Origin of the sequence: Streptomyces sp. ISL-1 (assembly GCF_018614585.1) — a bacterium.
Taxonomy (GTDB): domain Bacteria; phylum Actinomycetota; class Actinomycetes; order Streptomycetales; family Streptomycetaceae; genus Streptomyces; species Streptomyces maoxianensis.
This window is the reverse complement of sequence record NZ_JAGGOI010000006.1, coordinates 270,438-282,331: the sequence shown is the minus strand read 5'-3', so window position 1 is coordinate 282,331 and position 11,894 is coordinate 270,438. Positions and strand designations below refer to the sequence as shown.

Genomic DNA, 11,894 nt, shown 5'->3' with positions numbered 1-11,894 from the left:
CCACCGCTCCGGCCCGGCCGCGAGGCGCCGACACCGCCGCCGCTCGTGGCGCGGCGCTGAGCGGGGTGGGACGGCGCGCGCCGCGGCCGGCGGAGCGCGTCGTACACGTACAGATCGGCCGGCTCGAAGTGAGCGCGGCACCACCGCCCGGCGCAAGCGGCGCCGGGAGCGGGCGCGCCGACCACACCGGACGGCGTGCGCCCGCGCTGACCCTGAACGACTATCTGTCGCGCGGCGAGAAGAGGGACTGACGTCATGAGCAACGCACTTGCCATCGCGACCGTCACCCAGGCGCTGGCCCTGCTGATCGAGAACAACCTGGGGCCCGAGACGGACATCGCGGTCAAGGTGGATACCCGCAAGCCACCGGCCGAGCCGCCCGCCGAGCCGACCATCAATGTCTTCCTGTACCAGGTCACGCCGAACGCCTCGATGCGCCACACCGACCTGCCGACGCGCGCCTCGGACGGCACGCTGCTCAAGCGCCCTGCCGCGGCACTGGATCTGCACTATCTGATCAGCGCCTACGGGGAGGAGGCGGAGCTGGTCGGGCAGCGGCTGATCGGGAGCGTGGTGCGGACGCTGCACGAAATCCCGGTCCTGCCGAAGGAATTGATCGAGCTGGCGGCCGAGCGTCCGTATCTGACGGGCAGCGATCTGGCCCAGTCGCCGCAGAAGGTGCGGTTCACGCCGACGGTTATGGACATCGACGAGACGTCGAAGCTGTGGGGGATGCTGCACCAGACCCCGTACACGCTGTCGGTGGCGTACCAGGCGTCGCTGGTCCTGATCGAGGGCCGCGAGCGGCCGGTCCCGGCGAAGCCGGTGGAGCGAAGGACGGTGCGGGTGCTGCCGTTCGGGGCGCCCGGCGCGCCGGTGCCACCGAGTTCGACGATGCCACCGAGTTCGACGACGCCGCCGAGTTCGACGACGCCGCCAGGGGCTGAGTTGGTCGAGTCCGCCCGTCAGGAGGTGGTGGAGGCGGAAGCTGACGGAGCGCCGAAGGCTCCCACCCCCGCCCCCGCGAAGGGCGCGGCGAGCAGGACCGCGGCGGCAAGGACCACGGCCAAGGCGGCGGCCAGGCGGACCGCGCCCGCTCGTGCCCACAAGGACACGGGCGCGGACGCTGACGGCAAGGAGAGCTGAGGCACGGTGCGCAACACGGGGGCGGGTGAGGGCATGGGCACGTTCGACGGGGCAGATCCGGGGGCGGCTTCGGACGGCCAGGCGCTGGCTGCGGCCGTACGGTCGGTCCTGGCGCGCCTCGACGCCCACGCGAATGGCGTGCAACGCGGCGCCAGGCCCAACGGGTCGAGGACCCGGACCGGCGCGGCCGCGTCAGAGACCGTACGGCCGGAGGGCAACGGAACCGCCGGCGCAGGCGCAGCCGTACGACAGGACGCCGCCGACCGGCCGCGCGGGGACGAGGGCACGTCAGAACCCGTACGACGGGACGGCGTCGCGGCCGTCGGTGCGGGCGCGGCACAGTCCGCCCGCCGGAGCGGCGTCGCGGCTGCGGACAACAGCCCCGCCGATGCCCGTGCCGGCCGGCAGAACCCCGGGGCGGGCGCGGACGAACGCGTACCCCAGAACGGCCTCGCGCCCGCCGCCGTCCCCCCGGTCGCCACGCTCGACGCCCTCATCGCCTGCTTCGGGCTCAGCCCCTTCGAGCGTGACGTGATCCTGCTCGCCGCAGCCGCCGAGCTCGACCCCACCACCGGGGGCCGGTGCGCAGCCGCCTGCGGGGATCCGGAGCGGGCCTACCCGACCTTCTCGCTCGCACTCGCCGCGCTCGGCGAACCGCACTGGAGCGCTCTCACCCCCGTCGCCCCGCTGCGCCGCTGGCGGCTCGTAGAGCTGGACGACGAGACCCGGCTGACCACCTCCCGACTGCGGCTCGACGAGCGCATCCTGCACTTCCTGGTCGGTTCGCCCTATCTGGACTCCCGGCTGCACGGGCTGTTGCGCCGTACGCCGGTAGCCGAGTCTTTGCCCGCCTCGTACGACCTCGCGGCGAGCCGGGTCGCCGCGAGCTGGGCGGGAGCGGGCCCGCACGCCCCGCTGCGCGTCGAGCTGGTCGGCGGCGATCTGCGGACCCGCGCCGACATCGCAGCCGCGGCCGCCCGCCGCTGCGGACTCGGCCTGTACGCGATGGCAGCCGACGACATGCCGACCGACCCCGTCGAGCGCGACCGGCTCGCGCGGCTTTGGCAGCGGGAGGCGATTCTGCTGCCCGCGGCCCTGCTCGTCGAGGTCGGCGAGCTCGACCGCGAACAGGCCGCGGCCACCGACGCGTTCATCGAGAGCGCCGCCGTCCCGTTGGTCGTCTCCAGCCCCGATCCGCGGCAGACCGACCGACCGCGCGGCGAGCGCGTGACCGTGCCGGCGCTGGATACGCAGGAGCAGCTGGGAGTGTGGGCAGACGCGTTCCAGGCCGTGCCGGAGGTGTCGGAGGAGGACCTGAAGGATCTCGTCGAGCAGTTCTCGCTGCCACCGCATCTGATCCGGTCCGCCGGCGCGACCGTCGTACGGGATCTGCCCGGTGAGGACGTGCTGGACGCGACCGGACTGGCTTGGCGGGCCGGGCTCACCGAGGCCCGGATGGGCATGGACGAGCTGGGCCGGCGGATCGAGCCGCAGGCGTCCTGGGGCGATCTGGTGCTGGCGGAGCGGCAGTTGAGGGTCCTGCGTGAGATCGTCGCGCATGTACGCCAGCGGGCGACCGTCTACCAGGAGTGGGGTTTCGCCGCGACGCTGCGCCGCGGCCTCGGCGTCACCGCGCTCTTCGCCGGCGGCTCCGGCACCGGTAAGACCCTCGCCGCCGAGGTGATGGCGAAGGAGCTGGGCCTGGATCTGTTCATCATCGATCTCTCGCAGGTGGTCAGCAAATACATCGGCGAGACCGAGAAGAACCTCCGTAAGGTCTTCGACGCGGCCGAACGCGGCGGCGCGCTGCTGCTGTTCGACGAGGCGGACGCCCTCTTCGGCAAGCGCAGCGAGGTCAAGGACAGTCATGACCGGTACGCCAACCTCGAGGTCAGCTATCTGCTGATGCGCATGGAGGCGTACCGCGGCCTCGCCATCCTCACGACCAATATGAAGCAGGCGCTGGACACCGCGTTCATGCGCCGTATCCGCTTCGTCGTCGACTTCCCCTTCCCCGGCGAGAGCGAACGCGCCGAGATCTGGCGGCGGGTGCTGCCCGCGCGGGCCCCGATGAAGGGCGTCGATCCCCAACTGCTGGCCCGGCTGACGGTGGCGGGCGGTTCCATCCGCAATATCGCGCTGTCGGGCGCCTTCCTCGCGGCGGAGGAGGGCGACCGGCTCCAGATGCGTCACATGCTGGAGGCGGCGCGCACCGAATACCTCAAGCTGGACCGCTCCTTGACGCCCTCGGAGGTCCACGGATGGGTCTGAAAAGAGATCTGAACGAGGCTCCCCGGACAGTTCGGGTGGACATCGGTGAGCTGGTACTCGACGGTTTCGAGCGGCTCGACCCCGAACGGGTCTCGGCCGCCTTCGAAGCTGAGCTGGCCCGGCTCGTACGGGAGCGGGGAGTGCCACTGGCCGCGGACGGCGGCCGGGCCCTGGACGGGCTGTCCGGGCTGCCGCCGCTGCCCGCCACCACCTCGCCGGGGCGGCTCGGCGAGGCGCTGGCGCGGGCGGTGCACGCGGGTCTTTCGGGTCGGGGTGAGTCGCGATGAGTACATCTCACGCCTCGGCCCAGGACGCCCGGGCGGCCCAGGCCGAACGGCGGCGCAAGCGCAAGGAGCGGGCCAAGTCCCGTACACCGGAGCCGAAGAACATCGTCAGTGGCGCCGGGCAGCCGCTGGATCTGAGCGTACGGCGGGAGCTGGAGGAGCAACTCGGCCACGACTTCAGCCGGGTGCGGCTGCACACCGACCGGGACGCCGGGCAGCTCACCGAGATGCTGGGCGCGGACGCGGTGGCGGTCGGTCAGGACATTTTCTTCCGAGAGGGTACGTACCGTCCTGGCACGGTGGACGGGCAGCGGCTGCTGGCCCACGAGCTGCTGCACACGATCCAGAACCCGCACGGCCTGGGCGCCCTGCGCGCCGGCCGCGATCTGGGCGCGGTCAGCCTGCCGCAGGAGGCAATCGAGCGCGAGGCGGAGTCGGCGGCACAGGCTTCCGTACTGCCCGCGCTGCGGGATTCCGTACGCGAGGAGGAGCCCGCCGCGGCCGTCGAGTCGGGGCAGGCGACGCCCGGCTGGCTGCGCTACGCAACGGTCGACGCCGACCGCCGCCGCATGGAACAGCTGGACCCCGCGACCCTGATCGACCGCGTAGCGAACGGCGTCCTGCGCTCCCTGCGCGGCGACCCGGAGGACCGATCGGGCCGGGTACGGCTCCAACTGGCGCGGCTGGCACCCCAGGTGCAGGACCTCGTGCTCGACCGACTTGAGATACGGCTGCCGGCACCCGTCCTCGACCGGGTGCTGGACCTCGTCGAGGAGACCGAGGCGGCGGGGCCGCTGCCGCTGGATGCTGCGGTGGCGCCGGTGGCTCTGCCTGGGGCGGGAGAGGAGATTGCGGAGGAGCGTCGGCGCGACGAGTCCGCCGACGAGATCCCGGACGCCCGCGAACGCCGGAAGGGGGCCGGAGGCGGGTCGGAGGGCGAGCAGGAGAAGCCAGGCGAGGGCGGCGGTGCGCGGCCCGGGACCGAGGGCCGGGAGGGAGCGGCCGGCGACGGGAAGGGCAGCACGTCCCCGGAAGAGGCCGCATCGCAGGACAAGGAGGAGGCGGGGGCACGACAGCAGGACCGCTCGCAGTCCCAGCAGGAGGACAAGGACGCCTCCGCCCACGAGAACAAGAGCGCCTCCGCCCAGGACGACCAGCAGAAGGCCCAGGACGACAGCGCCCAGAAGGACGAGGCGAAGCAGGACGACGCCGCCGCCGAGAAGGATCGGGACGAGGCCGGGGGGCAGGAGGAGGCCCCGCAGGAGGCGGAGCGGCAGGCGGGGGAGCAGCGGGCAGGTGAGGACGAGGGGTCGGCGGTCGCCGGAAACATCGCGGCCGCCCCGTCGCCCGTCGACAAGAGCGGTGCCGAACCCGGCGAGAAGCGCAGGTCCGGTGGTGACACCGCCCCGTTCCGCCCGGCGGGCGACCCGGAGAACGAACAGGACGCGGACGACGAGCCGTTGGGGCTGGACGCGGAGCCCGCGGAGCAGGAGTCGGCCGCCGACGAGGACACACCCGCTGGCGGCAACGAGCCCGTCCCCGACATCGACCTCGTGGGCTACACGGAGGCTGCGAAGAACCCGAGCCTCGTCGAGGAACGGAGGAAGGGCAACGCCTCTCGTCCCGCTCTTCCGTCCACGGACGCCGGACCGGAGCCGGAGGTGGCTCCGGACGAGTCCCCGGCCCAGGAAGCTCCCGCCCGTTCAGCAGCGGACGACGAGTCCCAAGGGCTCGCCGACCAGGACCTGTTCAGCGGCGCCTCCGCCGAACAGGACCTAGGTTCGGACGGAGCAGTAGGGACGGCCGGCACCGGGGCCGATGCATCCGGGCTGACCACGACGGCCTCGGCGGAATCCGCCGGAGGCATCGGCGACAAGATGCAGGCGGAGCAGCGTGCGGAGGACGCCGAGGCCCGCCGAAGGGACGAGGAGGCCCGCACCGCCGACGGTGCGGGAGCCGGCGCGACCTCGTCGGCCGGCGGACCGGCCGGTACCGAGCGCCTGGCCAAGGCGGACGAGGACGCCCGTACCCAGGACGCTGGTTCGTCCCAGGCGTCCGGCAAGAAGTCGGACAGTGGCGGCCAGGCCGAAGGCACCGCAAAGCAGGGATCGCAGGCGGCTGGCGCCCCGGCGAAGAGCGAGACGGAGCCGAGCGCCGGATCGGACAAGGGGGCCGCCAAGCCGGCCGACAAGGGCGAGGACACAACGGGCGGCGGCGGCACCGGAAGCGGCACTGGCACTGGCCAGGGCGCTCCCGACGCCAAGCCAACCCCCGGCCCTGACCACCAGGGCGTCACCGAGGGCAACGGCAACGCCACATCGCCGGGAGCGGAGACCGGCCCGGACAAGGTCTCCACACCAGGGCCCGGCTCTGCTCCGCAACTGGCGTCGGGCAACGGCCCTTCACCCATGTCCGTCACGGAGGCGAAGACCAACACACCCAAGGCCGGAGGCGATTCGGGCTCCGGCGCCCCGGGCGCAGCCGCCCGGTCCAAGCCGTCGGGCAGCAAGCGGCAGGCCGCACGGCAAGTCGCGCGGAACGCGCGCCGCGGCGGAGGCGGTGGGGGCAGCGGCAGTCGCTCGTCCTCCGCTCCCGCGCCGACACGCGGCGGCGGTGCCAGGGCAGGCGCATCCGCCCCGGCGAAGCCCAAGAAGGAAGCCGCTGCACCGGATGTCTCGAACGCCACGCCGGAGGCGGGACTGGCGACGGCCTCGGGCCTGAAGCCACATCAGATGCTGGACACGCTCAAGGGAGTGAACGGCGCGGTCGGCCGTTCGGTCGACAAGGAGCGCACTGTCCTGCGCAAGGCGCCGCCGAAGGAGCAGCGCCCGTCGGGCTCCCCGCGGACAGTGCCAGGTGGCCCGACGGGATCGGCGCCGGGGGCGTACACCAACGCCAAGGTGGCCCGTACCGAGGCCGCTCCGGGCAAGACACCCGAGATCGCCGGCGAGCAGAAGCCGGAAGGCGAAGTTCCGGGCGCGAACGTGCCTGAGCCGAGCTGGTGGGACATCGCCGTCACGATCGGCGCGCAGCTCTTCGGCAAGCTCCTGAAGGAGATCCTGCCGCTCGACGACCTGATCGACTCGATCCTCGGGCTCCCGACGAAGGACGAGGGCCTGCAGAACGCCAAGGTGGGCAACGCCCCCAGGCTCCCGCTGGACAACGACTCGGACCCCCAACGCACCGACGAACAGGGCCAGAAGCTCGACGAGCGGAAGTCGGAATTGCACCGCTCCGGCCGGGAGGATGCGGCCCGCCCGATGGGCGAGGACCAGATCTATCCGGACGTTCCCAAGGAGACCCTGACCGGCAAGGTGCCCGGCGGCAACGGCAAGAACGCCAAGGGTGCCGGCCGCACGATGCCCGGCGGCGGGGTGCCGATCGAGTCCGCGTCCGCCGTGGCCGAGCACGACCGCGGTCCGCAGATCCAGGCCGGCTTCGGCGAGGGCCGGCAGAAGATGTCGCAGGAGCGCAAGACCAAGGACGACAAGGCGCAGGACGACCGGCAGAAGCACGACCAGGACCTGAAGCGCGAGGTAGACGCCAGCAGCAAGAAGCAAGCCGACGCCCGGGACAAGGGTCGCTCCGACATCTCCGACTCCCGCGCCGAGTGGCGCAAGGAACAGGACGACAAGACCTCGGAGATCGACGGCAAGAAGGGCAAGAAGCACGACGAGGTCCGCAAGGACATCAAGGGCAAGGAAGAGGAGACCGACAAGGACGTCGACAAGCGCACCGAGGACGACAACAAGAAGATCACGGACGAGCAGACCAACTCCGAGAAGGAGGCGGAGAAGAAGCAGGAGGAGGGAAAGGACGACGCCGACAACTGGCTCGAAGACGCCATCGAGAAGCTGAAGCAGTTCTTCGAGGATCTCAAGAACGCCATCAAGAGCGTCTTCGAGAAGGCGCGGCAGATCGTCACCGACCTCATTGACAAGTTCAAGCAGCAGGTCTTCAAACTCATCGACGACGCGCGCAACTGGGTGATCGACAAGATCAACAAGTTCGCCGACGCGTTGATCGCTCTCGGTGACGAACTCCTCGCCGACTACCCGGCGATGCGGGACAAGTGGCGCAACACCATCGATGGCGCGCGCGACTGGGCCGTCGAGAAGGTCAACCAGTTCGCGGACGGGCTCAAGGAAATCGCGGGGAAGCTGCTCGACGGACTGTGCGGGGCGCTGCTCGCCGGGCTCGACATCCTGGAGACCGGCATGCTGGCGGCTGTCGAGGTCGCCGAGACCGCTGCCGTCGGGGCGCTGGAGTTCGGTGCCGCCGTAGTGGAGGGCCTCGGTGAGTGGGCGGCCATCTTCAACGACATCGTCTCCGACCCCGGCGACTGGATCAGCAAGGCGGGCGCCGCCGCGGACACCGGTGCCAGGGACCACCTCTTCAACGAGGTCACGAGCGCGGTCAAGGCCTGGTTCAACCAGAAGGTCCAGGAGATCATCGGGATCCCGATCGACCAGTTCCAGGAGCTGATCTCCGGCGGGGTGACCGTCGAGCAGATGGCTCAGATGGCGTGGGACGAGGCGCTGCCCCAACTCCCGGTCATCATCGGCGTGCTGGTGGTGGAAAAGGTCGTCGCGAAGCTGATTCCCGGGGCCGGCTGGGTCATGGCGATCATCGACGCCCTGAAGACGGCGTGGGGCGCGCTGAGTGAAATCCTCGCAGCTTTCGGCGCGTTCATGGACTTCCTGAAGTCGGTCAAGAGCGGCAATGGCGCACAGCCCTTCGCGAAGGCGGTGGCCGCGGGTATCGTCGCCCTGCTGGAGCTGATCTACGAGTTCCTGATCGAGGGCGTCGGAAAGTTCATGGGCAAGGTGGCCGAGAAGCTCGGTGACATGCTGAAGAACCTCCGCAAGAAGAAGGACAAGCCGGACGGTTCTGACACCCCTCCGCCGGACGCACCGGGCAAGCCGAAGGACACTGCCCCGGCGACCAACGACCGGTCACCGGACCCGGACCGTCCTACCGACCGCCCGTCGGACCGCTCGGACGACCGCCCCGCCCCGGGCAAGCCTTCCTCCGACAAGACGTCCCGTCCGCCGTCGAGGCCGCGGCCCGGCAAGCGTTCCTCCCCGGAGAAGAAGTCGCGCCCCTCGCACACCACTCGCCCGAAAAAGCGCCGCGACGACGAGCGGCGTCGCGAGGATGGCCGTGAGGTCAACGCTGCGCGAAAGCGGATGCGGGACGCGGAGCAGCGCACACGCAAGGACAAGGACGATGGCCCCGGCGCGCCGTCACGCCGCCGGCCCGACACGGACCGTGCGGACAGTCGTGGCCCCGGGCGGGGCCGTCCCGGCGACAAGCGTACGGACGACGGCCGCCGCCAGGACGACAAGCGCCGTACGGAGGACGGGCGCCGCCGTCCCGAGGACCGTCGCCCGGACGACAAACGATCCGACGACCGCCGGCGAGACACGGACCGGGACCGCGACAAGGACCGCCGCCCCGGCAACCGCGTCCGACGCGCCCGTCAGACCATCAAGTCGGCCGTCAACAGGGCCCGCCGCGCCACCGGCAGGGTCTTCGGTAAAGCCCGCCGCAAGGTCGGCAACCGCTTGAACGACCGGTTGCGCAGGTTGCGGGACCAGTGGCGGCGCAGGAACGACCGGGATTGGTCGAGGGATCGGCGCGATGACAGTCGGCGACGGAAGGACAGGCGGCGCGAAGACGATACCCGGAACCAGGCACCTCCGCTGCCAGAGGTGCGGTTCCGCATGGAGAACGACGAAGTCCACACGCTGCTGTTCGACGGGCGTACCAAGAGCGCCGACCTTGCCGTGCGCAGCGTGCAGCAGTCGATGGCCGCCTTCTTCGCCGCGTGGCGCACCGAACTCGGCTCCATGGCCGAGGGCTCCGAGAAGACGTCGCAGGAGGAGGCACTGCGCAAGGCCGAGGCGCTGGCTCAGAAGGTCGACGGCATGCAGAACAAAATGTCGCCCCGCCTCTCGACTGAACGCAGTGGCAAACGGACGATCCCTACGGATATTCGCTCGCGGGAGTACGCGCGGCTGCGTGACTTGATGGTCAAGCTGGCCCGGTTCCTCGAAGAGCGCGGTGCAAAGGACGACGAGCTGCCGCCGCCGGTGTTTCCGCCGTTCGTGGACAACGTGCGGGCGAAGAGTTTCAAGGCCTTCTACCTGCAGAAGGACATGCCACGGGGTGAGACGGCAGACAAGGCCAAGGAGGTTCCGCCCAATCCGGTCGGGTGGAGCGGTGCCCTCTCCAAGCAGCCCAACCACTTCGTGAAGATGCACTTGTTGCCCTGGCCGCTGGGCGGTCTGGCTTCGGGCTCCAACTTGGTGCCGGCTTACACCGGCGTCAACAGCCGGTTCCACCATCGTGTCGAGAAACAAGCGAACACGGCGAGGAAGCAGGAAGGGAAGGCGATCTGGTACACCGTTCGGGTCAAGTTCCGCACCAATCCACATGAGTTCTTCCCGGAGCACGTCACCACGAGGTGGAACTACCACTACAAATCGGGTGGCACGTGGAAGGAAAGGAAGCCAATCAGCACTTCCCCGAATGGATTCGACGAAGGCGTCCCTCTGCCGCACCGTATCGAGGTGAACAACCAGAGTGAGCAGGACCTGAATTACGAGAAGTACTTTGGTGCTTCCACCGCGATGGTCAAACAGATCAAGAAGGTCGCTGCCCGGAAGAGGTTCCGCAACGTCAGGAACCTGAACGACAGGTTGGAGAAGCACCTGATCAGCACCAGCAGCCCACTGCTGGGCGAATTCAAGGATGTCAAGAGCAAGATCCGTGCGCGACACATCGAAGGACTGATCTCCTATTGACGGCCGCGCCGGCGATCTCCGACTGAACGGAGCATCCCATGAGTGATCTGACAGCAGGTGAACAGCGTCTGCAGAACGTGCTGGGCGAACTGCAGGGAGCACCTGACATCCGCATCCACGCGGCGAAACCCGGAGCTGTCGACCCGGCGCGCGCGGATGTCGACGCGACATTTGCCGGTTTCACCGAAACCACCGGTGTCGTCCTGGATCCACGGCTCAAGACATGCTTTCTCCGCTTCGGGCGAATTTCGGCCCGCTGGCGTCTTGAGACATCACCCAATCGACTCTCCGGTGAGTTCAATGTGATGCATATGTCGGACGTCGCGACCACCGAAGCTCCCCCTACGGATCTGGACAGTCTGACGTCGGCCGAAAAGGAGCTGTACCGGGAATTTCGGGTCATAGACGATCAGCCCGAGAGCGGCACGGGAGCTTTCACAGCGCTGCGCCTGCGTCCGGGCACGCCAAACCCGGAGATCTGGCACCACTACTTCCACGTGGGCGGATTCAAGCTGGACGTCGACTACTGCCAGTATCTTGAGGCCCTGGCTATCACCAAGGGGACGATCGGCTGGCAGTACTTGTTCTGTGATGTCTCGTTCGAGGATGACGACTTCATCGAGGTCGCGGACGACATGCAAGAGATGCTCGATGTGTTTCCCGGGCTCTTCCCCGACCACGACTACACGGACCTCCGCGCCCGTCTCGAGGAACGCCTGTGACCCGCTACGCAGACATACCCAAGCCCATCCGCTCCGGCATCGTCGTCGTCGACCCCGAGCGCGGCACCCCCCAACGCATCATCGTCCTCCAGTTCAACCCCGACACCCTCGAGCGCTCCCTAGCCCCCCAAGCCGCCGGCGGAAGCGGTGACAGCGGTGGAGGTGGCAGCGGAGGGGATCGGAACGAGGCGCTGCGTCTCAAGGGGCCGGCTGAGGAGAGCTGGAAGTTCACCGCCGAGATCGACGCCACCGATCAGTTCGAGGTCGCCGCTCCCGACGGGATTCACCCCCAGCTGGCCACCCTCGAGATGCTCGTGCAGCCGACCACAGCCCAACTGCGAGAAGCGAGCCGCCTCTCCAAGAAGGGCACCATCGAGATCAGCCCGATCGAGATGCCGCTGACGCTCTTCACATGGGGGAGCAAGCGCGTCATGCCCGTGCGGCTCACCGAGCTGTCGATCAACGAGTCGGCGTTCGACGTCAACCTCAACCCCATACGGGCAAGCCTCGGCATCGGCATGAAGGTTCTCAGCGTGAGCGACCTGCCGGCCGGGCATCGCGGGGCCGACTTGTATCTGGCCCACCTCGCGCAGAAGGAGCGGCTGGCCAGGGCCGCAAGAGGTGGGCGGCTGGCGGAACTTGGGCTCGGACGGGGGCTGTAG

6 protein-coding genes and 1 pseudogene are annotated in these 11,894 nt (G+C 69.6%); all 7 read left to right on the top strand.

The window, feature by feature from the left end:
- Positions 1–251, top strand: a pseudogene (locus J7E87_RS05480) (hypothetical protein); the annotation flags it as partial.
- Positions 252–255: 4 nt separating this feature from the next.
- On the top strand, positions 256–1,146 hold the full coding sequence (locus J7E87_RS05475) for a DUF4255 domain-containing protein (protein WP_215090446.1): 891 nt from the start codon (positions 256–258) through the stop codon (positions 1,144–1,146).
- A 33-nt stretch (positions 1,147–1,179) separates the two neighbouring features.
- A complete protein-coding gene (locus tag J7E87_RS05470; protein ID WP_251017009.1) occupies positions 1,180–3,417 on the top strand; it encodes an ATP-binding protein in 2,238 nt (745 codons plus the stop codon).
- A complete protein-coding gene (locus J7E87_RS05465) occupies positions 3,408–3,704 on the top strand; it encodes a hypothetical protein (protein ID WP_215090444.1) in 297 nt (98 codons plus the stop codon). The genes J7E87_RS05470 and J7E87_RS05465 overlap by 10 nt, the downstream gene beginning before the upstream one ends.
- Positions 3,701–10,510 carry a DUF4157 domain-containing protein gene (locus tag J7E87_RS05460; RefSeq protein WP_215090442.1) on the top strand — a complete coding sequence of 2,270 codons (6,810 nt, stop codon included), beginning with the start codon at positions 3,701–3,703 and terminating at the stop codon, positions 10,508–10,510. The genes J7E87_RS05465 and J7E87_RS05460 overlap by 4 nt, the downstream gene beginning before the upstream one ends.
- A gap of 38 nt (positions 10,511–10,548) precedes the next feature.
- Positions 10,549–11,232, top strand: coding sequence for a hypothetical protein (locus tag J7E87_RS05455; RefSeq protein WP_215090440.1), 684 nt, complete (start codon positions 10,549–10,551; stop codon positions 11,230–11,232).
- Positions 11,229–11,894: a hypothetical protein gene (locus J7E87_RS05450; protein WP_215090438.1), complete on the top strand. Its 666-nt coding sequence runs from the start codon at positions 11,229–11,231 to the stop codon at positions 11,892–11,894. The genes J7E87_RS05455 and J7E87_RS05450 overlap by 4 nt, the downstream gene beginning before the upstream one ends.

Excerpts from the sequence above, each read along its gene's own strand:
- J7E87_RS05460 (WP_215090442.1), top strand. The coding sequence starts at position 3,701 with ATGAGTACATCTCACGCCTCGGCCCAGGACGCCCGGGCGGCCCAGGCC.
- J7E87_RS05470 (WP_251017009.1), top strand. The coding sequence starts at position 1,180 with ATGGGCACGTTCGACGGGGCAGATCCGGGGGCGGCTTCGGACGGCCAG.
- J7E87_RS05475 (WP_215090446.1), top strand. The coding sequence starts at position 256 with ATGAGCAACGCACTTGCCATCGCGACCGTCACCCAGGCGCTGGCCCTG.
- J7E87_RS05455 (WP_215090440.1), top strand. The coding sequence starts at position 10,549 with ATGAGTGATCTGACAGCAGGTGAACAGCGTCTGCAGAACGTGCTGGGC.
- J7E87_RS05465 (WP_215090444.1), top strand. The coding sequence starts at position 3,408 with ATGGGTCTGAAAAGAGATCTGAACGAGGCTCCCCGGACAGTTCGGGTG.